This window comes from Methylophaga sp. UBA2689, from assembly GCA_002354555.1.
Taxonomy (GTDB): Bacteria; Pseudomonadota; Gammaproteobacteria; order Nitrosococcales; family Methylophagaceae; genus Methylophaga.
This window is the reverse complement of record DELT01000008.1, coordinates 1-22,732: the sequence shown is the minus strand read 5'-3', so window position 1 is coordinate 22,732 and position 22,732 is coordinate 1. Positions and strand designations below refer to the sequence as shown.

Annotated in this window: 23 protein-coding genes; 12 read left to right on the top strand and 11 right to left on the bottom strand. The window is 44.7% G+C overall.

Features of this window, described 5'->3' with window-relative positions; genetic code table 11:
- Positions 1–114: 114 nt before the first annotated feature.
- Entirely contained in the window at positions 115–1,506 is a 1,392-nt protein-coding gene (locus B3M51_RS00550) for a PLP-dependent aminotransferase family protein (RefSeq protein ID WP_292479771.1), read from the top strand.
- 19 nt (positions 1,507–1,525) lie between these two features.
- Positions 1,526–2,947 (top strand): cytochrome c oxidase accessory protein CcoG, encoded by a 1,422-nt coding sequence (gene ccoG / locus B3M51_RS00545; protein WP_292756117.1) that lies wholly within the window; start codon positions 1,526–1,528, stop codon positions 2,945–2,947.
- Between the two features lie 18 nt (positions 2,948–2,965).
- Here ccoG and B3M51_RS00540 read toward each other — a convergent pair whose 3' ends face one another.
- The gene (locus B3M51_RS00540) at positions 2,966–4,495 is read right to left on the bottom strand and encodes a bifunctional GNAT family N-acetyltransferase/carbon-nitrogen hydrolase family protein (RefSeq protein ID WP_292479768.1); all 1,530 of its coding nucleotides are present in this window, start codon (positions 4,493–4,495) and stop codon (positions 2,966–2,968) included.
- 148 nt (positions 4,496–4,643) lie between these two features.
- Here B3M51_RS00540 and B3M51_RS00535 point away from each other — a divergent pair, with 148 nt between their 5' ends.
- From B3M51_RS00535 to B3M51_RS00520, 4 genes are all read left to right on the top strand, one after another.
- Entirely contained in the window at positions 4,644–6,449 is a 1,806-nt protein-coding gene (locus tag B3M51_RS00535; RefSeq protein WP_292756115.1) for an SLC13 family permease, read from the top strand.
- Positions 6,450–6,519: 70 nt separating this feature from the next.
- Positions 6,520–8,739, top strand: coding sequence for a heavy metal translocating P-type ATPase (locus tag B3M51_RS00530; protein ID WP_292756113.1), 2,220 nt, complete (start codon positions 6,520–6,522; stop codon positions 8,737–8,739).
- A 196-nt stretch (positions 8,740–8,935) separates the two neighbouring features.
- Entirely contained in the window at positions 8,936–10,495 is a 1,560-nt protein-coding gene (locus B3M51_RS00525) for a GGDEF domain-containing protein (protein WP_292756111.1), read from the top strand.
- A gap of 54 nt (positions 10,496–10,549) precedes the next feature.
- On the top strand, positions 10,550–10,954 hold the full coding sequence (locus B3M51_RS00520) for a lysozyme inhibitor LprI family protein (RefSeq protein ID WP_292756109.1): 405 nt from the start codon (positions 10,550–10,552) through the stop codon (positions 10,952–10,954).
- Positions 10,955–11,005: 51 nt separating this feature from the next.
- Here the strand turns inward: B3M51_RS00520 and gluQRS are convergent, their stop codons facing one another.
- Positions 11,006–11,944, bottom strand: a complete 939-nt coding sequence (gene gluQRS / locus B3M51_RS00515; RefSeq protein WP_292756107.1) for a tRNA glutamyl-Q(34) synthetase GluQRS — start codon at positions 11,942–11,944, stop codon at positions 11,006–11,008.
- Between the two features lie 67 nt (positions 11,945–12,011).
- On the opposite strand from gluQRS, the gene B3M51_RS00510 reads away from it, so the two are divergent.
- The 3 genes from B3M51_RS00510 (at position 12,012) to B3M51_RS00500 (ending at position 13,400) form a co-directional block, all read left to right on the top strand.
- The gene (locus B3M51_RS00510; protein ID WP_292756105.1) at positions 12,012–12,404 is read left to right on the top strand and encodes a gamma-glutamylcyclotransferase family protein; all 393 of its coding nucleotides are present in this window, start codon (positions 12,012–12,014) and stop codon (positions 12,402–12,404) included.
- 71 nt (positions 12,405–12,475) lie between these two features.
- Positions 12,476–12,799, top strand: coding sequence for a hypothetical protein (locus B3M51_RS00505; RefSeq protein ID WP_292756103.1), 324 nt, complete (start codon positions 12,476–12,478; stop codon positions 12,797–12,799).
- Between the two features lie 49 nt (positions 12,800–12,848).
- Entirely contained in the window at positions 12,849–13,400 is a 552-nt protein-coding gene (locus tag B3M51_RS00500; protein WP_292756101.1) for a hypothetical protein, read from the top strand.
- A 142-nt stretch (positions 13,401–13,542) separates the two neighbouring features.
- Here B3M51_RS00500 and B3M51_RS00495 read toward each other — a convergent pair whose 3' ends face one another.
- Together B3M51_RS00495 and B3M51_RS00490 are read right to left on the bottom strand one after the other, a co-directional pair.
- A complete protein-coding gene (locus B3M51_RS00495) occupies positions 13,543–13,692 on the bottom strand; it encodes a DUF3096 domain-containing protein (RefSeq protein ID WP_014707945.1) in 150 nt (49 codons plus the stop codon).
- Positions 13,693–13,776: 84 nt separating this feature from the next.
- Positions 13,777–14,319: an SgcJ/EcaC family oxidoreductase gene (locus tag B3M51_RS00490; protein WP_292479752.1), complete on the bottom strand. Its 543-nt coding sequence runs from the start codon at positions 14,317–14,319 to the stop codon at positions 13,777–13,779.
- A 235-nt stretch (positions 14,320–14,554) separates the two neighbouring features.
- On the opposite strand from B3M51_RS00490, the gene B3M51_RS00485 reads away from it, so the two are divergent.
- Both B3M51_RS00485 and B3M51_RS00480 read left to right on the top strand, forming a co-directional pair.
- Entirely contained in the window at positions 14,555–15,253 is a 699-nt protein-coding gene (locus tag B3M51_RS00485; RefSeq protein ID WP_292756099.1) for a type 1 glutamine amidotransferase, read from the top strand.
- Positions 15,254–15,262: 9 nt separating this feature from the next.
- Positions 15,263–15,718 carry a thioesterase domain-containing protein gene (locus B3M51_RS00480; RefSeq protein WP_292756097.1) on the top strand — a complete coding sequence of 152 codons (456 nt, stop codon included), beginning with the start codon at positions 15,263–15,265 and terminating at the stop codon, positions 15,716–15,718.
- A 1-nt stretch (position 15,719) separates the two neighbouring features.
- On the opposite strand, the gene B3M51_RS00475 is transcribed toward B3M51_RS00480, so the two are convergent.
- From B3M51_RS00475 to B3M51_RS00465, 3 genes are all read right to left on the bottom strand, one after another.
- Positions 15,720–16,079, bottom strand: coding sequence for a cold shock domain-containing protein (locus B3M51_RS00475; protein WP_292756095.1), 360 nt, complete (start codon positions 16,077–16,079; stop codon positions 15,720–15,722).
- A gap of 118 nt (positions 16,080–16,197) precedes the next feature.
- Positions 16,198–16,749 carry a DUF421 domain-containing protein gene (locus B3M51_RS00470; protein ID WP_292756093.1) on the bottom strand — a complete coding sequence of 184 codons (552 nt, stop codon included), beginning with the start codon at positions 16,747–16,749 and terminating at the stop codon, positions 16,198–16,200.
- Positions 16,750–16,845: 96 nt separating this feature from the next.
- A complete protein-coding gene (locus B3M51_RS00465; RefSeq protein ID WP_292756091.1) occupies positions 16,846–17,766 on the bottom strand; it encodes a cation diffusion facilitator family transporter in 921 nt (306 codons plus the stop codon).
- 171 nt (positions 17,767–17,937) lie between these two features.
- Here B3M51_RS00465 and B3M51_RS00460 point away from each other — a divergent pair, with 171 nt between their 5' ends.
- A complete protein-coding gene (locus B3M51_RS00460; RefSeq protein ID WP_292756089.1) occupies positions 17,938–18,285 on the top strand; it encodes a winged helix-turn-helix domain-containing protein in 348 nt (115 codons plus the stop codon).
- 41 nt (positions 18,286–18,326) lie between these two features.
- Here B3M51_RS00460 and B3M51_RS00455 read toward each other — a convergent pair whose 3' ends face one another.
- The 4 genes from B3M51_RS00455 to B3M51_RS00440 form a co-directional block, all read right to left on the bottom strand.
- Positions 18,327–19,637 (bottom strand): MFS transporter, encoded by a 1,311-nt coding sequence (locus B3M51_RS00455; protein ID WP_292479736.1) that lies wholly within the window; start codon positions 19,635–19,637, stop codon positions 18,327–18,329.
- Between the two features lie 257 nt (positions 19,638–19,894).
- Entirely contained in the window at positions 19,895–20,830 is a 936-nt protein-coding gene (locus B3M51_RS00450) for a sodium-dependent bicarbonate transport family permease (RefSeq protein ID WP_292479734.1), read from the bottom strand.
- 123 nt (positions 20,831–20,953) lie between these two features.
- Positions 20,954–21,706: an endonuclease/exonuclease/phosphatase family protein gene (locus tag B3M51_RS00445; protein WP_292479732.1), complete on the bottom strand. Its 753-nt coding sequence runs from the start codon at positions 21,704–21,706 to the stop codon at positions 20,954–20,956.
- Between the two features lie 157 nt (positions 21,707–21,863).
- Positions 21,864–22,406 carry an ATP-dependent zinc protease gene (locus tag B3M51_RS00440; RefSeq protein WP_292756086.1) on the bottom strand — a complete coding sequence of 181 codons (543 nt, stop codon included), beginning with the start codon at positions 22,404–22,406 and terminating at the stop codon, positions 21,864–21,866.
- Positions 22,407–22,732: the final 326 nt, after the last annotated feature.

Genomic DNA, 22,732 nt, shown 5'->3' with positions numbered 1-22,732 from the left:
AATATTACTCGTTAAATCAATATGCCCATACATTGTTTATTTTTGTATGCAAATAAAGTTGTTTTTGTACGGGAAAGTGCTTAGCGTGTAGCCCATATGTTAAGGATCTTATCTATGCACTTGTGGAAAGCCCGAATCGAAACTGATGCCAAATCCAAATATCTTGGCATTGTTGAGGCATTGGAAGCAGATATTTATTCCGGTTATGTCAAAGCCGGCGATCGTTTACCACCGCAACGTGCTGTTGCTGAAACCTTAAATGTTGATCTGACCACGGTTACCCGGGCTTTCAACGAAGCCCGTCGCCGCGGATTGATTGACGCTACAACCGGGCGTGGTAGTTATGTCCGACAGCACGTCGAAAGCAAACTTATTTCACATATCTCCGAGTCTCGTCCATTGCTGGATTTGAGCATGAATAATCCGCCGCAGCCTGAGTCAGCCGGGTTACAGCAACATATTCCACAAGGTATTGCCCAGCTGATTTCTGGAGCAGATCGCGTGTTGCAGCTGCATTATCAGGATAGTGCCGGGAATCCACATGATCGAAGTGCTGCATCAGGCTGGCTAAATCAATCTATAACGAATGTCTCGGCAGAACGCACACTAATTACCGGTGGAGCACAGGCTGCTTTATATGCCATTTTGCATTGTATGGCTAAACCCGGCGATATTATTGCTTGTGGTGAGTTTGTCTACCCAGGTCTTAAATCGGCTGCTGAACAACTTGAACTGGTATTGCAGCCTTTAGCTATGGATGAAGAAGGTGTGCTTCCAGCGTCATTTGAACAGGCATGTCGGGAGCATAGAATCAAGGCAATTTATCTGGTTCCGACAATGGATAATCCAACCACAGCCACCATGTCATTAACCCGCCGGCAGCAAATCGTTGCCGTTGCCAATGAATATGACATCACGATTATTGAAGACGATCCTTATTCGCCACTGCAGACTGAGGCAGTTAAAGCCATAGTCGATTTAGCAGCTGATCGTACCTGGTATGTACGAACGCTTTCCAAATGTATCACGCCCGCTTTACGACTGGCCTATGTGATTGCTCCCAGTAACTCACATGCACTGGGCCTTGCGAATGTATTAAGAGCGATTAGTGTTATGGCGTCACCATTGATGGCGGCGCTGGTGACACGCTGGATTTACGATGGACGTATTAATCGGTTTGCCGAGGCTATTCGGGAAGAAAATCGTCTGCGTCAACAGATTGCCAGCCAATTATTAGCCGGAATGGATTTTTACAGTCATCAGGAAGGCCATCATATCTGGCTACAACTCCCTAGTTGCTGGCAGGCTCAAGCTTTTGCTGAACAAGCCACCGTGCTGGGTGTATCAGTTGTGGCATGTAACAGTTTTGGTTTCACTGACAATCAACGACAAGCCGTGCGATTGTCGCTGGGATTGTCCCCAGATCATGCGACTTTGTCACAGGCATTAAGCATATTGCGCGGATTATTAATTCAGCCCGCTTCTACATCACATCACATCATTTGACCCCTGAGGTGAAATAATTATGACTGAACAACCTATTCACTTTATGGAAAAAAACGATGATATCTATGAGGAAATGGCCGATTGGGATGTGAATGCCGGTGGCGAGAAAATTGTCGCAAAACGTATGTCAGGCAGGTTTCGTAACCTTAAATGGTTTGGTATGTCAGTTTGGCTGTTTTATTTTCTGGTGCCTTATATCCGCTGGGATGATAAACAGGCGGTATTACTGGATATTCCCCATCGCCAGTTTCATTTTTTTGAGCTGACGATATTCCCGCAGGATATCTGGATGCTCTCACTGACCTTGTTGTTTTTTGCCATTCTATTGGCGGCAGTAACCAGTGTCGCCGGGCGGGTTTTTTGTGGTTACTTTTGTTTCCAGACGGTGTGGACCGATATCTATACCTGGATTGAAGGCAAACTTGAAGGGAATACTCCCCAAAAACAATTACGTTTCAAACAAGCGCCATGGTCGGTCAGTAAACTGCTGAGAAAAATCAGTAAACACACTTTATGGCTGGCTATTGCCTTGTTAACCGGTCTGACCTTTTCCGCCTGGTTCACTGATGCGTTTGAGTTGTGGCGTGATGTGTTTAGTTTTCAGGCACATATTGCGGTATGGATTGCGATGGCAATCTTTACCACTTTTACCTATGTGTTTGCCGGGTTTATGCGTGAACAGGTCTGTTTCTGGTTGTGTCCCTATGCCCGTTTACAGGGAGTTATGTATGACCAGAATACGGTTTTGCCTGCCTATGATGCTGAACGCGGCGAGCCCCGTGGCAAACTGAAAAAAGGTGAGACCGATCCGACTAAAGGCAGCTGCATAGATTGCAAACTTTGTGTCAATGTCTGTCCGACCGGGATTGATATTCGTAAAGGTCAGCAGGAGGGATGTATTACCTGTGGAATGTGTATTGATGCCTGTGATTCAGTAATGGATAAAATTAATGAACCCCGCGGTTTGATTCGTTATGCTTCCTATGCCGAGCTCCAGGGTCACAGTAAACCCCAACCCTTGTATAAGCGTCCACGGGTCATTATTTACAGCTTGATCCTGATGGCGTCATTGGCCGGTATAGCCTATGGCTTTTTATCGTTATCTGCCACAGACTTCAGTGTCAGGCCCGATCGTCAGCCCCTGTTTGTACGTCTGAGTGATGGTTCGATACAGAACCGCTATACGCTGAAATTGCTCAACAAACAGAATGTGCCGATTGAAGTGCAATATCATATTGAAGGTCTGGAGGGGGCAAGCCTGCATGGAGTGCATGACACTTATGTTTTAGAGCCCGCCAAAGTACTCACAGTAACTGCACTGGTTAGGGTGCCAGAATCGGAGCTGCAGAGCGGCATCAGTCCTTTGGTTTTTAATGTCGATGTTATTGAGGGACCACAATCCGATATTTCTTACCAAACTATCTTTATCGCACCCAAATAAAAGGGTGCGATAAGACATTTAATCTTTTGGTTTGATAAACAGTTCGTAGAGATCAGCCCGACGATCTTTCAGATTATTGACGGCTCCTTCATTGCGGACCAGTTTGAGTTTTTCCAGATCCAGATCGGAAAACATGATCATCTCACTGTTGGGCGTGGTTTCAGCCATTATTGCATCATGTGGAAAAGCAAAATCTGACGGTGAAAATACCGAGGATTGAGCATATTGCACATCCAGGTTTTCCACTTTCGGCAGGTTGCCAACACTACCGGTAATCGCAACATAACATTCATTTTCAATCGCTCTGGCCCGAGCACAATGGCGAACTCGCAGATAACTGTTTTTGGTATCGGTCCAGAACGGCACAAAAATAATATCGACTTCCTGATCGGCAGCAATACGGCCAAGTTCTGGAAATTCAATGTCATAGCAGATCATGATGGCGACACGGCCAGCATCGGTTTCAAACACCTGAAATTTATTGCCACCTTCAATTACCCAGTCACGGCGCTCATGCGGGGTGATATGAATTTTACGCTGTTCATCGACCCGACCATCACGATGACAAAGATAAGACACATTGTAGACCCGATCATTTTCCAGTAATGGCATCGAGCCGGTAATAATATTAATGTTGTAGCTGACCGCCATTTCCGACATTTCGTTAAGGAACTGTTCGGTAAAACTCGCCAGATAACGGATTGCCCGAGTCTGATCCATTTGATCGGTCAGTCCCATTAATGGCGCATTGAAAAACTCAGGAAACAGGGCAAAGTCACTTTTGTAATCGGACAATGCATCAACAAAGTATTCAACCTGTTTAAGCACTTCCTCAACCGAATGAAACTCACGCATCTGCCACTGCACAGCGCCTAGACGAACCTGAGTTTTTTTGACATCTAATAACGAGGTAGGTGGAGTGTAGAGAATATTGTTCCAGTCCAGCAATGTGGCATGCCCCAATGATTTCTCATCTTCCGGCAGATACTTATGCATCAACCGCATGACTTGAAAATCATTGGATAACTGGAAAGTCAGAATCGGATCATAAATCTCTTTTCGTGAGACCTGATCGATATACTCTGCAGGTGAAAGCTTATCAGCGAATTTATGGTAATTAGGGATCCGTCCACCGGCCAGAATAGCGCGTAGATTCATTGAACGGCATAATTCCTTACGCGCTTCGTATAAACGACGCCCCAAACGGTAACCGCGATATTCCGGATGGATAAATACATCCAGTCCATACAATGAATCACCTTTGGGGTTATGCCAGATTTTGTCGTTTTTCAGGATTAAATCATCGTAGGTATGCGGATTGCTGAATCGCTCATAACTGACCATAACGGTTAATGCCACAGCAATCAGTTCACCCGAATCTTCAATGCAGATCTGTCCATCCTGAAACTGAGTAATCAGCCCTTCAATCGTGGGTTGCGGCCAGGCACCTCCAATGTCGTCGTATACGGTGTCCATCAGAATTTTGAGCTGATCGTAATCCTCCAGGGTCAGATTACGTAAATTCAGGTGCAGCTCTTCGTGGGCCATAAATGCTCCGTGGTTCAATTTGTTTTAATGATGAAAAATATCGCATTGAGTCTAGCAGATGCAGACAGGCATGATCAGAGCTTAAGACTTTATTTTCCTAACGTCGTTCTCGAAACAAGCTGTTATATTGCGGTTTAAAAGGAATCTTATGACCACAGATCAAATCATTATTTTTGCCGTGCTGGCAGCAACGCTGGGATTATTTATCTGGGATAAATTGCGCTATGACGTGGTGGCTATATTGGCGTTGCTCGCCGTTGCATTAACAGGTTTGATTCCCGCAGATGATGTGTTTTCCGGATTAGGGCATCCTGCTGTGGTGACGGTGGCAGCGGTGTTAATTCTTGGTCAGGCACTGGTCAATGCCGGTGTGGTGGATGTCATTGCTCGCCAGTTGACCCGAGTGGGCAGTCACCCAACCATGCAGATGGCCGCTCTGACCGTGACAGTGGCAGTTTGCTCTGGATTTATGAATAACGTCGGCGCATTGGCATTATTAATGCCCGTGGCAATCTGGATGTCCCGCCAGAGCGGACATTCCCCGTCAATGTTTTTGATGCCTCTGGCATTTGGTTCATTGCTGGGTGGTTGTTTGACCCTGATTGGTACACCACCGAATATTATTATTGCCAGTTATCGTGCTCAAACAGATTCGCACGCATTTGGCATGTTTGATTTTTTACCCGTTGGCGCAGCAGTAATGATTGTCGGGGTGATCTTTCTGGTGCTATTCGGGCGTTTGCTCACGCCGAAGCGTGAGGCCAGTAACAGCGAAGATGAATTATTCGAGATCAGCAGTTATCTCTCAGAACTCACACTGCCGGAACAATCTGATTATAAAGGGCGCAGTCTGATGGATTTAGTCGCTGCAGTAGAAGATGAGGCTGATATTACAGTGTTAGCATTACTTCGTGGCGAAGAGCGCTTTAATACACCCTCCATGTATAAAGTCTTACAGCAGGACGATGTGTTGTTGGTTGAAGCGGATTCCGACAGCTTGAAAGCGCTTACCGATGTCACGGGCCTGAAGCTTATCGGCGATAAAACCGATGAACAAACTGAAGAAGAAGCCGACGAGGATGATTCGAACAAAACCAAAGATCTGGATCTGGCCGAAGCTATTCTGGCGCATGATTCGATTTTGGTTGGAAATACCTTAAGCAGTCTGTCGATCCGCCAACGTTACGGCGTCAATATTCTTGCTGTGGCGCGTCGCGGCCATCAGCTCAAACAACGTTTACATCAAATCCGCTTTGTCGCCGGCGATATTTTGCTGATGCAAGGTAATGAGGACGTACTCAAATCCGTTATGGGAGAACTTGGCTGTCTGCCGCTTGCCTCTCGAGGCTTACGTCTGGGCCAGCCGCGGAAAGTGGCCATTGCTTCGCTCATCTTTGTCGCCGTTATTCTGTTGATTATGTTTGATGCAGTTTCGACAGCCACGGCAATGGTGACAGGGGTAGTGGCCATGTTTTTTGCAGGTTTATTGCCAATAGCAAAGTTATACAAGAGCCTGGATTTGCCGGTGATTGTGCTGTTAGCGGCGATGTTGCCTGTTGGTCAGGCATTGGAAACAACGGGTGGCTCGGAGTTAATTGCCAGTTTGTTGCTTGATATGGCTGAGTCCACGCCACCGGCAATGACGCTGGTGATCCTGATGGTGGCAACAATGTTACTGTCGAATATCATTAATAATGCGGCGGCGGCGATATTGGCTGCTCCAATTGCCTTAAGTGTGGCCAGCGGTATGAATGTCTCGGCTGACCCATTATTGATGGCCGTGGCAATCGGCGCTTCTTGTGCTTTTTTGACCCCGATTGCTCATCAATCCAATACATTAGTCATGGAGCCCGGTGGTTATAACTTTACTGACTACTGGAAGCTTGGTTTACCGTTATCTATTTTGGTGATTCTGACAGCCCTACCGGTAATATTATGGGTTTGGCCCCTGTAAACTTGTTTTAAGAGGCATCACCTCAATCTCTATTTGATCTCTCCACTCATTTTAAGCAACAGGACATAAAATGGCTCAGCAAATTGTGCAATTGCAACTCAGCGGCATGCGATGTGCTGCTTGTGCGATCACTATTGAAAAAGCGCTGAAAAAAACGCCTTCGGTGAAGTCGGCGCAGGTGAATTATGCCAATGAAAAAGCCACAATACGTGGCGAACACCTTGAAGCAGCTGTTTTGATAAAAGCCATTGAACAAGCGGGTTATCAGGCGCAATTAATTGATATTGAACATCAGGAAGAAAATCGTCAGGATTTGCAGAGAATCCAGTTATATAAATTTATCGCCGCAGCAATTTTATCTCTGCCGCTGCTATACAGCATGATCGGTCATTTCAGTTGGACCCGTGAACTGCCGATTCCCGCAGTGTTGATGAATGCCTGGGTACAAATGGCTTTAGCCACGCCAGTGCAGTTTATTATTGGTTGGCAGTTTTATCGTGGTAGTTATTACGCCTTAAAAAATCTCAGTGCCAATATGGATGTGTTGGTGGCGTTAGGCACATCAGCTGCCTATTTTTACAGTGTATGGCTTACCTTCAAATTTGGTGCGATGGCAGCACATGATGGTCTGTATTTTGAAACCAGTGCGGTATTGATCACATTAATATTATTAGGCAAATGGTTTGAAGCAAGAGCCAAAGGCCACACTTCCGAAGCTATTCGAAAACTATTAAAACTGCAGCCTCAACAGGCATTACGCGAATCAGCAAATGGTCAGACCCAATTGGTTTCGGTAAAAGAGTTGCAGCAGGGCGATATCGTGCAGATTAAACCCGGTCAACAGGTCCCCGTTGATGGCGTGATAGTCGAAGGTCAATCGGCTGTAGATGAATCCATGTTGACCGGTGAAAGCATGCCGGTGGAAAAAAGCGTCAATGACAAAGTGGTTGGTGCCACCTTTAACAAAAATGGTTTTTTACGAGTTCGAGCTACTCATCTGGGTGAAGAGGCGGCACTGGCCCGGATTGTCCGTGTAGTTGAACAGGCACAGGGCTCCAAGGCCCCCATTCAGCGTCTGGCTGATAAGGTATCGGGTGTATTTGTCCCGGTGGTTGTGGTGATAGCCCTGATTACGTTTTTGCTCTGGTGGTTATGGTTTACCCCCGGTGATATTGGCAGATCTCTGGAAACCATGGTGGCCGTGCTGGTCATCGCCTGTCCTTGTGCTCTGGGACTGGCCACACCTACCTCGATTATGGCGGGGTCAGGACGTGCGGCAGAGGCTGGTATTTTGTTCAAACAGGCCGATACACTGGAATTAACCCAATCATTGACAGCGATTGTGTTTGATAAAACGGGTACGTTGACCCAAGGCAAACCGGCATTAACCGATTTTTTGCTGGCAGAAGATTATGAAAAATCGGTTATCGCTGGCATCGTCATCGCCATTGAAAGCAAATCAGAACATCCGCTGGCCCAGGCTATTGTTGACGGGTTAAAACCCCAAAATACACTGAAGGTGCTGGTTGAGAATTTTACTGCCCTTAGTGGCCATGGTGTGATGGGTAATGCTGAGGTGAACGGCAAAACCTCCCAGATTCGTTTGGGAACCAAAAAGCTGATGCTGGATCACGATATCGATATGGGAGATTGGCAAACTCAGCAACAACAACTGGAAAAACAGGGAAAAACCGCCATGTTGATTGCAGTAGATCAGCGGGTAATCGGTTTGCTGGCTGTGGCTGATACGATTCGTGATACCGCCAAATCAGCTATTAATGCGTTAAAAAAACGCGGCTTACAGGTCATTATGCTGACAGGGGATAATCAACTTACAGCAGATGCCATTGCGCTTGAGCTGGGTATTGATAAGGTAATTGCAGAAGTCTTGCCGGAACATAAAGCCGATAAAATCCGTGAATTGCGTCAGCAGGGACAAGTCGTGGCAATGGTGGGGGATGGTATCAATGATGCCCCGGCACTGGCGGAAGCAGATGTTGGTATTGCAATGGGAAGCGGCACCGATGTGGCAATTGAAACAGCTGATATCGCGTTAATGCGGGCTGATCTTAATACCGTTGCTACCGCCATTCAGTTAAGTCACCTGACCGTGCGTAATATTCGACAAAACCTGTTTTGGGCATTTGGCTACAACTCTCTGGGCATTCCAATTGCCGCAGCAGGTTTGTTGGCTCCCTGGCTGGCTGGTGCAGCAATGGCGTTCAGTTCTATTTCTGTTGTGTTAAATGCATTAAGGCTGCAGCGGGTTAAAAATATCAACCAGCCCTAGTTGATTAGTCGTTATTAACGTTTGTCGGTGAAGTCATGTTTCTCAGCTTGATGCTGTTTTGGTGCAGGCAAACTTATTAAAGCGTTCATGGGCTGCATCACATTGCGGAAAATTATGAGTTCAGATCCATGCAAAGCTGATGTAAGATTCCGGAAAAGGAATAAATCCTACGTTGCCTACAACAAAGGTTGGACCAATGACGGCAGAAGATCTGGAAAGTAAACTCGAGCAATGGAAGCATAAGTATCTCGAGCTGCTTGCAAGTGAAGAAAAGCAAACAACCTATACTCAACTTCTGGAACGCAGTCTTGGCCGGCTCGCCCTGGTCTCCGAAGGTATTAATCCCGCCCTTGATAAACAGTTACATTCACTGCGAAAGGAATTACGTAGTAATAAAGACGTTGGACGGATCAGCGACATCCTCGAAAAAATACAGCAATTTATTAACCAAATGGATGAAAGTCCGCAGAGTTCCGACGCTTCAGAATTATTACGGCATCTGCTGTTATCTTTAACCATTCCAGCAGAGTCGAAACCAGCTGTTGATAATCTGCTGATCCAGCTGACAGGTGCTACCAACCAGAAAACCCGTGAATTATTACCGGATTTTGTCACTTTACTGGAAACGATTAACGTCAATGCACCTGCTTCACCAGGCCCCGAAAAAAACCGTTCAGGGTTGTTGCAAAAAATCGGGTTTAAGAAACGTACTATTGAAGTAACTCAGTTGCTATGCAGCATGATTGATAATTTGCAGCTTCCGGAGATGTTCAACGAACAACTTCGCGAGATCCATGCACAATTGCAATCCCAGCCCGATAAAAAGAATTTACCGCAAATTATTGATGCACTGACCGCTCTGATTAACTCGCTAGGAGCGCAGGCACAGCTTCAACAGCTTGAATATCGAGCTTTTCTTGCCACGTTAAGTGAACGCATTAACGAACTTGATGACTTGCTTCGAGTGACAGTGAAAGATGATGAAGAAGCCTTTAATAAACGGCAGAAAATTGGTCAAAAGGTCGATGCAGGTCTGGATGATATTTACAAACAAATTGACGTTGCAAGTGAACCACGTGAGTTGAAGTCGATTATTCGTGAACGTTTGACTGCACTGAGCGGAGCGGTAGAAGAATATCGTAATGCTGATCAGAGCCGCTATTATCAATCGCAGTTAGAAATCAAAAAGCTGACAGATCGGTTACAGGAATTGGAATCTGAAACCAAATCCTTGCAGGACGGTATCCGCAAAGCCCATGAAATGGTACGTAAGGATACATTGACTGGGATCGGTAATCGTCAGGCACTGATGGATGCTTTGGAAACAGAATATATTCGCTGGCAGCGTTACAAACATCCGCTAAGCCTGGTGGTCTGGGACATTGATAACTTCAAACAGATAAATGACAACCTCGGTCATCTGGCAGGCGATAAGATATTAATTCGTATTGCCGAGATTTTATCGACTTCTACCCGTGAAATTGACTTTGTTGCCCGTTTTGGCGGGGAGGAGTTTGTCGGGATATTTCCTGCGACCGCGTTAGCTGAAACTACGGTGCTGGCCAATAAAATCCGCGAAGAGATCAACAATACCCGTTTTCTCTATGACGGGAAACCTGTACCAATAACCGTTTCTGCCGGCGTAGCTACTTTTCACCAGGGAGATAATACCGAAAAAGTATTTAAACGTGCTGATGTTGCTATGTTTAAAGCCAAAAAACAGGGTCGTAATGTCTGTGTTGTTGAAGAGATATAAATCTTTATTGCCTGATCGATTTGCATTGAAGCGTCTAATCATCCAGGAGTCGTGATGAGAATCATTGGAGTGTTTTTGTTGTGTATTTCAGCTCCTGTAATAGCTGCAGAAGACTGCAAAAATGCCAACACAACCTATGAGATAGGTGCCTGCATGTCTGAGCAATTAGAGCAGCAAGAGGTTGAAATGCAGCATTATCTTGCAGAATCCAGAGCGCGTTATACTGATGATAAACTGATTGTGGAATCGATTGAAAAGGCCCAGCAAAGTTGGCTCAGCTATCGACAGGAACAATGCGGTTCAATCTATAATATCTGGCGAGATGGAACCATCCGCAGCATTATGGGATTAAGCTGTTCTATTCGTATGACAAAACTACGAACGCATCAGATATGGCATAGTTATCTCACATCTATGGAAAATAGTTCGCCGTTATTGCCCGAGCCGCAGCTCGACTGATTCATTGATTGCAAAGGAATATTCAAGCGTTCTTGATGAGCCAATGATCGGCTAGATATCCTCCTCAATTTTTTCTGGTATCAATGTAACCTGACGACGCATCCGTGGAACGGATTGTATCTGCCAATGCTGAATGGCCCATTCCCATAACGCATCAAGCGGGACATTCGCCAAATCTGCTGGTGGTTGCATTCCCAGAAAACTCAACACACGACATAACACAGCACCGCTGTCTCTATGCTTTACTGGTTGTGCTCGAGTTTGCTTACTGAGTTTTTCACCATGAAGATTGGTGGCCACCGGAATATGGGCATATTTCGAGGAGTTAACCCCAAGCTGCTGTTGCAGATAAATCTGTCTCGGTGTTGAATCGAGTAAATCTGCACCACGGACAATATGTGTAACTCCCTGCAGCGCATCATCAGCCACCACTGCCATTTGATAAGCAAAAAAACCGTCAGCCCGTTTCAGGACAAAGTCACCAACCTGCTGATCTAATATTTGGGATTGTTTGCCTTGAACCCGATCTTCAAATTCAATGCTGTCATTATTTACTTGCAACCGCCAGGAACGTGGCTGTTTCCCTTCCGGTAAACCATCACGACAGAATCCAGGATAAACGGGGCCGTCAATCCCCATTCGGGCCGCGGAGTTGATGTCTTTACGGCTGCAACTGCAGGGGTAGGCCAAGTGTTGTGAGGTTAATTGTTCAAGTGCCTGAAGATAGATATCATCACGCTGGCTTTGATAAATTATTTCGGCATCCCATTGAAAACCGAAGCTTATAAGGGTATCAATAATATCCTGGGCTGCACCTGCAACTTCACGGGGTTTATCAAGGTCTTCCATTCGCACCAGCCAACTACCATTATGGGCCCGAGCATCAAGATAACTGGCTGTTGCAGCGACCAAAGAGCCAAAATGTAGTGGACCTGTGGGGGACGGTGCAAAGCGTCCAATATAGTGTGGAGATGTTAAGACTGAATTCATGTTTAGTTGAGATAATCCACCACGTAGATTGTAATTAGTATCTGTTGATATTTTATAGCCCGAATTTATGACTGAAGATTATCTTTTTGTATACGGTACCTTACGTAAAAACACTGAACGCCATGATTTGTTGCAGCGCTTCTGTGATTATATCGATACCGGAATGGTACAGGCTGTGATGTATCAAATTTCTTATTATCCAGGAGTGATATTGACAGATGATCCACAACAGCAGGTTGTCGGTGAGGTGTACCGTATCCACCACCCACAATTGCTACTTGCCGAGCTTGATGATTATGAAGAATGTTCTTCAAGTTTTGTAGAGCCTCACGAATATGTGCGGCAGCAGCAAATGATTTGTTTGAGTAATGGAAATAAGCTGCCAGCCTGGGTTTATCTTTATAATCACCCTATATCGGGAAAGAAACTTATCACCTCCGGCGACTTTCTCAATCCATAAACCGCAGGCTATCTCAGAACTATGTATTTCCAAAGCTAATTTCACTCAAAGTGCTTGAAAAAAGAGGTTTTATGTTTCGATCAGATGCTTTTCGTCAGCAAGCTCAAAACTGGCAACAACAATTCCGACAAGTTCAGTCTGCCGGTTTACTGCAACGTATTTTCGCCTGGATTTTACTGGGCCTGGTGATGATGCTCAGCCTGGCGATTCTGGTAGTGGTAGTTTTACTAAGCTGGATCCTGATTCCTTTGATGTTGTACCGGGCCCGTAAACAAATGCGTAAAGCTCAACAAGCAGGCAGCCAGCATCAACAGTTTTCGCAACGATCTTCTCGACAATCTCGTCATGAGACTCATATCATTGAAGGTGAGATTATCAGCCGCAAAGAGGATTGATTTGCCTGATTAATCACTGGATGATATTAATCGAACAAGGAGGCCGCGATTGTCAGAGAGCATTATTAGTCCAATTGGATTTAGCGCCAGCGAAGACTGGACGGTAGAGGATTTTTACCGTTTCTTTCACCAGCTGAATATCCTCTATAACCGTCTTTATGTTCTGGAAAAGATAAAAAATAAGGGCCAAAGCCGTAATCTTAAAAATGCGTTTTATGGTTCATTATCCTCGGTGAGTGAATCCCACCGTCTTATTATCAAATCCATCGAAGTGCATTCGCCAGGAGATTTTAATCTACTGGGAGTGGATAAAATCATTCAGCAATTGCGTGATTTGTGGAAAGATATTTCCTATCAAAACCGACTGACTAAACAGCGTATCACTGAACAAAATCGTCACGATAAACAAATGCATCAGCTGAAAGAAGTCGCTGCAATGCAGAAGCTGCTGCAAAATCAGATCAAACTGATGCACCAGCTGGGATATCAAGAAGACGAAATTGCACAAGGAATAAAAGCGCTGGCCGACCCGCTCGAACAGCTGGTGGAACTGGCTAACAGCCGGAAAATTTCATTGAAAGAAGTGAGTGGAAAAGAGTAAAAAATTAAAGCATGAAGTTGTCATTGCAGTGATATGAGTTATCACGCGATAGATGCAATAACGCTATGAACATCACAACAAAATCAAAAAACGACGAAAGTTTATTACAACTCCCGTCGCCATTGAAACGTAACTTTTAAGTTTAAGGCGTAATATTCAGATTGCCGCCAAAGATACCTACCAAACCGATAATAATCAGATAAATTGCCACGATATAGTTCAGTAATCTTGGTACAACCAAAATCAGAATACCGGCTATCAAAGAAATCAGTGGAGTCAGTGCAATAGTCATCTTTTTCCCTCGCTGTTGTGATTAATTTTATTATGGTGCTCAAAAAGCATGTCTGAAGACTTGAGCATCAATGATAATACAGAATTAGCCTTGTTCTTTAATCAGAATATTTTTCATTAGCTCAGGTTCATCAACTATTTCTTCTGGCATGGCTGATGAATGGTGATTGATGATTAACCATTCACCATCATTCTGACGTTCATACACAAAGCTGTAACGCGCCTGAACTTCCTGTTCCTGCCCATCTTTTGTCAAACTGAATGTATAGATGCCGGCATCTATTGCAATATTGCCGTTAATGGTAATGTTGCTTTCATCGATTCGTCCATTGGGCTGCAGGGCAAGAAAATATCCAAAATAGTCGCGTATGCCTTCATGGTCAGTTCGGACTTGATTGGAAACCGTTGGTAACAGAACTGCATCATTTGCATAATATGCTGCTACCGCGGCTGCATCGCCGGTTTGCAAAGCGTTATTCCAACGGTCAAACAAGTATTCGATTTCTGCTTCAGTTGCCTGAACGTCTTTTACTTCTGGCTCTGGTGCACAGGCCATCAGCATTAAGCTCAATGCTAGAGTAGAGGTTAGTTTGAGTTGTTGTATAGATAAAAAAACACTTTTTGTCATAATGATCCTCCTTCGGAAAGCACATATCATTTACAACAGCATGAGGCAAAATAATAGGCATTTTCAGTCCAAGATACTCCAAAACGCTGTTTTAAGTGAGCAGTTTTCATTAAACCAAATAAATTACTCCCATGGCTTAAGCCAGGTTAATTCTTGTTTAATTTATTAAGCAAACATGCAAAGTTCAACACAACGGTGATAGTAATACCTCTTTAAATAAATTTTCGGGACTCAGATGCAGGCACATTATTTTCAGCACGTACCATTTGAAGGTTTAGGCAGTATTGAAGCCTGGTTTGATAATCATGGCTATCAAATCAACGCTACCCGGTTTTATCAGCAAGCTGATTTGCCAGATATTAACGATGTGGATTTTCTGGTGGTGATGGGCGGGCCAATGAGCGTGAATGATGAAGCTCAGTATCCTTGGTTAATAGCAGAAAAGCAGTTTATTCGGCAATTTATAGAGACCGGTAAACCTGTTCTGGGAATCTGTCTCGGTGCACAATTGATCGCCAGCGCGATGGGCGCCAGAGTCTATCCCAATAATGAAAAAGAAATCGGCTGGTGGCCTATTCAGGGGGTGGCCAACAATAATGCAGCTGCTTTCACTTTTCCTGAAATGGCCACGGTGTTTCACTGGCACGGAGAAACCTTTGATTTACCGGAGAATAGCCTGCGACTGGCAAAAAGTTTTGGCTGTCATAATCAGGCATTTCAAATGGGGCATTCAGTAATTGGTTTGCAATTTCATTTAGAAACTACCGAAGCTTCCGCTCAGGCCATTATTGAAAACTGTGCCGATGAATTGGTGCCAGCACCTTATGTACAGGCTGAGGGTGAAATACTGACTGCCGATCTGCAAAAATATCAGAATATCAATCAGCTGATGAATTCTGTACTGGATTACCTTGATAATACACTGCCACGATAGTAGTGACTTATGGATATGACACATCATCAACTCGAACGTTATCTATATAAACACATTCCTTTGTCGGCTGCCATGCAGGTGAGTGTGCAGAAAATGACTGCAAAATCATTAACCCTGCATGCACCGCTAGTTCCAAATATTAACCATCAGCAAACAGTATTTGGTGGTAGTGCATCAACATTGGCAATTCTTTCAGCCTGGTCGTTATTACATACCCGTTTGGCGGAAGAGGGGATTGCTTCCCAACTGGTGATTCAGCGAAATGAGATGGCCTATCTCAAACCTATGACCGAAGACTTTACTGCAACGGCTGCACTAGTGGATGAGCAGGATTGGGCAAGGTTCCTTAAATTGCTACGTCGTAAAGGAAAAGCCCGTATTCGCGTGGCAGCAGTTTTGTATTCCGGTCAACTGCTGGCAGGTAAGTTTTCAGGGGAATATGTGGCGTTATTCAACGAGCAGTAAATTATTCAATTGGCGTTGGAGGAGACGTGAATTTTTGAGAAACGCTCGCCACAATCAATCCTATTACCAACAGTATAATTATCCCGCTGAGTATTTTTGTTTTTTTACCCGGCGTTTTACTGAGTTTAATAGTCGAAGCATGCGTTTGCGTTTTTACTGAGCCCTTACGGCTAATATTGATGGCTCTGGTTTTACCATCGGCTGTAGTTTCAATGTCAAAATCAAGCACTTCACCGACTTTGGGACGGGTACTGCTGGATGGGAAGGCTGAAATGTGAACAAATACTTGTTGTTGATTATGCTCGCAGAGGATAAACCCAAAGCCTCTGTCGTCTTTCCATTTGATTAACTTTCCATGCATTTTCATTCAATCTTAATTTAATTAACAGCTTGGCAACATAACAAAGCCAGACGTTTTAAGAAAGTTTAATAAAGTGCTCCATGAAAGATTTATCGATCACTGACAAACTTATTCATCGTTAATGCAGGTCCGAGCCACCCAGTTTTCCTTTGCCTGGAATAACGATGCCTTGTAAGCTTGAAGTGGCTTGAGCATTCTCATGCTGCACCACACTAAATGAACCATCGGTTTCCAGTACCACGGCTTTGATTTGTTCAAATGTTTGTCTACCCGCAGAGCGAACAGCCGAATGAATTTCATCTTCAGTGACCCTTGCACGTTTCAGCGCCGACGGTAACAGTTTTCCCTCATAGACCAATAGTGCAGGTTCGCCGGTGACAATTTTTCGTACCCAGGGCATCCTGACACTGGACCAGGTCACCAGATATTGCATGCCGATCAGTAAAGCAAATGCCAGGACTCCCTCTGCCAATGCTACATCTCGATTAAGTAGAATAGTTGCCAGGGTAGAACCCAAGGCAACAGTCACAACCATATCAAACGCATTCATTTTGGATAAAGTCCGTCTGCCTGAAATCCGCAATAACATTATCAGGCTGACGTATGCCAGCACACCGATAATCAAAGTGCGAAACAAGGTTTCCCAATTATCAAAAAATATCTGGCTCATTTGTTTCTCCTGCTTATCCAAGACGCCAAACGTTTTCAATTGAAAGGTTAAATCGGGTTAATCATCTATCAATTTGGCTTGATTTAATACTGTGAGCTAATGATCTTTTCGGCATTCATGACTGCTGTTTAGCAGGCAATTTTCAGCTTCCATCACTGACTCGATTTGAATGGTGGAATGTACGATCCCAAAATGGTCATGCAAATGGTTTTGCAACTGATAGAGCAAGACAGTATTCAGATCGGACTCATCAACGACCAGATGAACGGTCAATGCTGTCTCGTTGGTGCTTAAAGGCCATACATGCAGGTCATGAAAGTGTCTGACCTGTTCAAAGCTTAACAAATAATGCTGGATCTTTTTAATATTGATATTGGCCGGCACAGCATCCATCGCATAATTAAGAGATTCATTTAATAATCGCCAGGTTCCTACCAGAATGACTGCAACAATAAGCAGGCTGACCACAGGATCAATCCATAACCAACCCTTGAACAAAATAAACAGTCCAGCAACGACGACACCTAATGAGACAGCAGCATCGGCAGCCATATGCAGGAAAGCCCCGCGAATATTCAAATCCTGTTTTTGCCCTTTAAAAAATAACAGTGCCGTGATGGTATTAATGACCACACCAATGCTGGCGACAATAATAACCGTCATACCCTGAACTGGCAGTGGATTCAGCATCCTGTTGATAGATTCCCATGCAATACCACCCAAGGCAATCAACAACATGACAGAACTGATTAATGCCGCCATCACTGTTGCTTTACGAAATCCATAAGTGCGTTTATCAGTGGCAGCTTTTTTTGCCAGGACACTGGCTCCCCAGGCGAGTAATAAACTGACTACATCACTCAGGTTATGCCCTGCATCTGCAAGCAAAGCCATGGATCCTGACAGAATGCCGTAACTGGCCTCAATGATTACAAAGATAATATTCAGGCTGATGCCAATGGCAAATGCCTGATTGTAATTAGCTGCTTCGTGTTGATGTGGGTGACTATGCGCCATCAGTTTTTCCGTTAGTTAGTCCTTTCAGGGTAATAAACAATAACCTGTTTGTCTTGTCTTGATGCTTTTTCATCAAAGCGAAAGGGATCCACAAACTCGCAGCTATTCAACTGAGAGTAAGTCGACAATGCTATTATTTATCTGTTTGAAATTACTTTATCAGGGTGCTGCATGTCAGATTCAGTCAGTATAAAAATCAGGTTACATAACCAGGACACGGTCGCACTGGGGCCAGGAAAAGCTGATTTACTCGATGCTATTGTGCAGCATGGTTCAATTTCTGCTGCCGGACGCGCGATGGGGATGTCTTACAAACGTGCCTGGGATCTGGTAAATACAATGAATCTGAGCTTTTCCAAACCGCTTGTGGTGACAGCAAAAGGTGGCTCACATGGCGGTGGAGCGGAAGTTACCGAGTTTGGACAATCCATCCTGACCGCTTACCGTGAGCTGGAAAAGAAAGCCTATCAGTCTATCGCAGAGGATCTTGAGAAAATAACGCAATTGCTGGGCGGCTGAATATTTTGTCATTCAGTACCCGTTTGGAATCTTTAAATAATCTAAGAACCGCTTTGTCGAAGAACACTGATGATTCGATTTTGTTCTTCTTCTCCGTAAAAACTCGGATCATCGAATAAATCTCTTTGTTTTTGATCAAACATCATATTTAAAGCTTGAGCACTGGTTTGCACCATGGGCTCAAAGTGGGCATTTCGACCACTGACCAGATCGACCACACGACGACGACGGTAAACTATATAACTGCCAAGCAACAGCAATACGAGTCCAATATAAATCGGTAGTCCATGGGGCCCCAGTAATGTCATTAAAGAACCGGACAGCACCGGAGCAAACGCGCAGCCGGCCCCATGCAAGACCAGCATATCGGATGAACCGGAAACAATTTCATCCGGATGCAGCTGATCGATCAGCTGGGCAACCGAGAGTGGATAGATGGAAAATGCCAGACCACCCCAGATAAAGAACATACTAAGCAGCAATTTTTGTGAGGACGCTACAATCATCACTATCGATATTGCTGCAGCCAGCATCACCACCCATGTCATGACTTTCGGTCGATCATGCTTATCCGAATAGCGACCAATTGGAATCTGCAACACAGCACCCCCGATAATGGTCAGACTCATGATCAAAGCAATACCGCTGATATCGTAGCCAAGTTGGGTGGCATAAATCGGTGTCATTGACCAGAAAGCGCCCATCGCCAATCCGGATAAAGATGCACCGGCAACAGATAGTGGAGCGATTCTTAATAAGTTTTTCAAGCTGCTTTTGGGTCTTTCAGTAGCGATATTGGGTTGATTTCGCCGGGTAATGGTTAACGGTAAAATAGCCCAGCTCACCAGAATGGATACCAAAGCAAATAATAAAAAGCCTTCAGGTGAATCAAGATGCAACAACTGTTGGGCAATGGCGAGCGCGCCCAGATTGACCACCATATAAAAAGCAAAAATGCGTCCACGTTCATGGCTGGCGGCCTGACTATTGAGCCAGCTTTCAATCACGGTCATCAACGTAATGTAGGCCAATCCATAAAAGAAACGAAAGCCCATCCAGGCCCATTGATCAATGAAGATAATATGTAAAAGCGTGGTAGTGGCGCAGATAGAGGCACAAAATGCAAAGGTACGAATATGCCCCATACGACGAATCAAGCGTCCACTCACCCAGGTGCCACAGATAAACCCGACGAAATAAGCAGACATGATCATGCCCATTACTGCACTGGAAAACCCTTCGCTGGTTCCTCGCAAGGTTAACAGTGTGCTGATAAGTCCATTTCCAAGAAGCAGCAGAGCAACGCTCCACAAGATCGACTGAATAGGCTTTAGCAACGCCAGTGATTGCATGCATGGCTCCTTATTCGACTGTCTATTTGTTTATTTTTGAACCATCCCGCACCAAAATAAAGCTGTGATGGATTCTGCAATGCAAATGCACTTAGTCTAATAATGCAGCTAAACCTGCATTATTAAAGGGTTATTGGGGTGTAGCACTGCGGAGCAGCATCTTCGCTGCAGTTGATTGCTTAAAGCATTATGCAATTGTTGAACCGCATAAATACTCTGCAAAAAATAATGTCAGATTCAGACATAGGGAAGAGAAATTAACCAATCAGGCTGTGATATAGCGGAATACCTACAAGCACATTAAATGGAAACGTCAGACCTAACGCTGCCAGCATGGCAAGTCCGATATCAGCTTGTGGAATAGCCGAACGAACGGCAACCGGTGCAGCAATATACGAGGCACTGGCGGTTAGACTTGCCAGGATCAATACGGAGCCATCTGGTAGTCCAAGCAGTTTACCGACAAACAATCCAGCCAAAGCTAATACGGTGGGTGCAACAATGGCAAATATGACTACCGGAATTTTATCGCGTGATAATTTACTCAATGCTTCGGCGGCTACCAGGCCCATTTCCAATAGAAATAGTGCGAGCACGCCCATAAATGCTCCAGTGTATAAATCAGTTACCCCGGCGCCTTGCCTTGGACCATACATCCAGCCAATCAACACCCCGCCAACCAGCAATATAACGCCTCGGTTGGTTAATGATTCATGCAGAATGCTCAACATGCCGCCGGACGAGGCCTGTTTTACCCCACTAAAATGTCGGTAAAGTATTAAACCGATAACAATGGCTGGTAATTCCAGTAACACCAGATAAAGGGTTACCTGTCCGCCAATAACCAATTGATTGCTTTCTGCATAAGCCAGCGCAACCGCAAATGTACCGGCACTGACCGAGCCATAATGTGCAGCAAAACTGGCACTGTCGGCCAGATTCAGACGAACCACTTTCAACAGCAATGGAAATAAAATAAGCGGAATCAAAAAGCCCAAAAGAGCAACAGAAATAAGCTCCGGCAGCAGACTCCAGCCCATATTGCCATGTAACGCCATGCCACCTTTAAGACCAATCGTCAGCATGAGTAACAAACTTAAAACATCGTATGCGGCTTTGGGAATTGCCAGATCGGATTTCACCAGGCCACCGACTAGGCCAAGCAGGAAAAACATAACAACGATGTCAGGCACAGGCACTCCTTGAGTTTATACAACAAACAAGAGGCGCTATTGTAACGTTATTGCCGGAGATCGCCGAGCAAATCTTTGTTAAAGAAGGTGGATATAAAAGATCAGCAAGACCTAAATTTTTGTTTAAATCTCAAACGCTGCAATTAATGGAGCATGATCCGACAGCAATTTCCACGAAGAATGTGGGGGGCATTCACAGAAGGTAGGTTCAAGGCCACGATAATAAATGCGATCCATCTTGAAAATCGGCATCCAGGACGGCCAGGTGCGTGCGTGTCTCTTGTGCAGCGTTCGGAAAGCTTCTTTCAAATCCAATCGTTGGTAGAAATGTTTTTCAGCCTGCCCGTTCCAATCGTTAAAGTCACCGGCGACAATCAATGGCGCATCATGTGGCACGTGCTCATCAATGCGTTCACAAAGTGTTTGTAACTGACGTTTACGTTCGGTGCCCGTCAGACCAAGATGCAGGCAGACGATATGAAGTTCTTGCTGGGTGTCAGGAATGTGAATGACGCCATGTAACAAACTGCGGCTGGCCCAGGTGTAGGGAGAGACATTGATATTTTCCCAACTCTGCAACGCATATTTACTGAGTATGGCATTGCCGTGATGACCTACACTATAAACGGCATTTTTGGCATAAGCGAAGTGTGGCCACATATCTTCAGCAATAAAGTCACAGTGTGGGCAATCCGGCCAATGACTGTGTTTTTGCTGATGGCCAGTATGCTCACCTTGAATTTCCTGTAGCAGCATAATATCGGCATCTGCTTCGCGCAGCGCCTCCCGCATTTCATGCAGGATGAACTGCCGATTGCCGGTATTAAAGCCTTTATGCAGGTTGTAAGTCAGGATTCTAAGTGATTGTTTGGACATTCCATCTCTGAAAAAAGCTTAAAGCAATACAGTAACATCTCTTATGGCTAGAAAATATTACCTATATTAAATCCTTTAAGTCATAGCTCAAAAAAAACGCCGGTTCAACTATGAGCCGGCGTTATGTAATGTGGCTTTTAAAGTAGCTTTTACGGAATCAAGGTTGTACTACGGGAAGTTCTTCCAGATCTTTCTTTGCCAGTTCCACCTCACATTCCGGTGATGCAACCATCTTTTCTGATGAGCTCACCAATAATGAATTTTCCAAAAAGTTACGCCCCACCAGAATCGGGAAGGTCATACGACTACGATCAGCAAGCGTAAAACGGGTTTCTTCGTAATGGGTGCCCACACACAGCCCCATTTCAACTACATATCGTGTTTGTTTCCCGCTGGCTTGTTTAATCGTGACTTTATCCACGATGGGCCGGGTCAATATATATTCCTGGTCTTGGTGATCGATAAAAGTAAAGCTCACCATTTCCTCGCCGTTTTCTTCAATGACCTTGGTATCTACTGCATACATGGAATTGGTTGCAGCCCCAGTATCAATCCTTGCTTTAGTTTGGATTTCACCAGGAAATAAGGTGACGATTTCCTGATGACCGAGAACTGATTGTTCTTCGATATCAACTTTGCTTTCATTGGCATGTACTGTGAAGCTGAAGGCCAATAACAAGCTCAAAGTAAGTTTACGCATGGTGTCTATCCTTTTCTTAATTATTTGAATTGGGTGGGCATCATGGCCAGCAACAGGCTAACACAGGCTTAATTAATTCAAGCTTAATCAACGTTAAAGTTCTGATTTATCATATTTTTAGGCTTTTATAGTGACGTACTCTTGATATCTAATATGAACAACCCCATCTGTGAGCTATCGTTAAAACAGCCAGATGGAGGCAACACAGAAATGGGCGTTGATGCACATAAGGAAACAATGGGTTTCCAGACAGAAGTCAAACAACTTCTCAACCTGATGATTAACTCGCTTTACAGCAACAAAGAGATCTTTCTGCGTGAGCTGAT

Coding starts and splice junctions, on each gene's coding strand:
- B3M51_RS00525 (WP_292756111.1), top strand. CDS start 8,936: ATGACGGCAGAAGATCTGGAAAGTAAACTCGAGCAATGGAAGCATAAG.
- B3M51_RS00505 (WP_292756103.1), top strand. CDS start 12,476: ATGTTTCGATCAGATGCTTTTCGTCAGCAAGCTCAAAACTGGCAACAA.
- B3M51_RS00465 (WP_292756091.1), bottom strand. CDS start 17,766: ATGGCGCATAGTCACCCACATCAACACGAAGCAGCTAATTACAATCAG.
- B3M51_RS00530 (WP_292756113.1), top strand. CDS start 6,520: ATGGCTCAGCAAATTGTGCAATTGCAACTCAGCGGCATGCGATGTGCT.
- B3M51_RS00490 (WP_292479752.1), bottom strand. CDS start 14,319: ATGACAAAAAGTGTTTTTTTATCTATACAACAACTCAAACTAACCTCT.
- B3M51_RS00470 (WP_292756093.1), bottom strand. CDS start 16,749: ATGAGCCAGATATTTTTTGATAATTGGGAAACCTTGTTTCGCACTTTG.
- B3M51_RS00485 (WP_292756099.1), top strand. CDS start 14,555: ATGCAGGCACATTATTTTCAGCACGTACCATTTGAAGGTTTAGGCAGT.
- B3M51_RS00455 (WP_292479736.1), bottom strand. CDS start 19,637: ATGCAATCACTGGCGTTGCTAAAGCCTATTCAGTCGATCTTGTGGAGC.
- B3M51_RS00535 (WP_292756115.1), top strand. CDS start 4,644: ATGACCACAGATCAAATCATTATTTTTGCCGTGCTGGCAGCAACGCTG.
- B3M51_RS00495 (WP_014707945.1), bottom strand. CDS start 13,692: ATGACTATTGCACTGACTCCACTGATTTCTTTGATAGCCGGTATTCTG.
- ccoG (WP_292756117.1), top strand. CDS start 1,526: ATGACTGAACAACCTATTCACTTTATGGAAAAAAACGATGATATCTAT.
- B3M51_RS00445 (WP_292479732.1), bottom strand. CDS start 21,706: ATGTCCAAACAATCACTTAGAATCCTGACTTACAACCTGCATAAAGGC.
- B3M51_RS00520 (WP_292756109.1), top strand. CDS start 10,550: ATGAGAATCATTGGAGTGTTTTTGTTGTGTATTTCAGCTCCTGTAATA.
- B3M51_RS00460 (WP_292756089.1), top strand. CDS start 17,938: ATGTCAGATTCAGTCAGTATAAAAATCAGGTTACATAACCAGGACACG.
- B3M51_RS00480 (WP_292756097.1), top strand. CDS start 15,263: ATGGATATGACACATCATCAACTCGAACGTTATCTATATAAACACATT.
- B3M51_RS00550 (WP_292479771.1), top strand. CDS start 115: ATGCACTTGTGGAAAGCCCGAATCGAAACTGATGCCAAATCCAAATAT.
- gluQRS (WP_292756107.1), bottom strand. CDS start 11,944: ATGAATTCAGTCTTAACATCTCCACACTATATTGGACGCTTTGCACCG.
- B3M51_RS00440 (WP_292756086.1), bottom strand. CDS start 22,406: ATGCGTAAACTTACTTTGAGCTTGTTATTGGCCTTCAGCTTCACAGTA.
- B3M51_RS00540 (WP_292479768.1), bottom strand. CDS start 4,495: ATGGCCCACGAAGAGCTGCACCTGAATTTACGTAATCTGACCCTGGAG.
- B3M51_RS00510 (WP_292756105.1), top strand. CDS start 12,012: ATGACTGAAGATTATCTTTTTGTATACGGTACCTTACGTAAAAACACT.
- B3M51_RS00475 (WP_292756095.1), bottom strand. CDS start 16,079: ATGCATGGAAAGTTAATCAAATGGAAAGACGACAGAGGCTTTGGGTTT.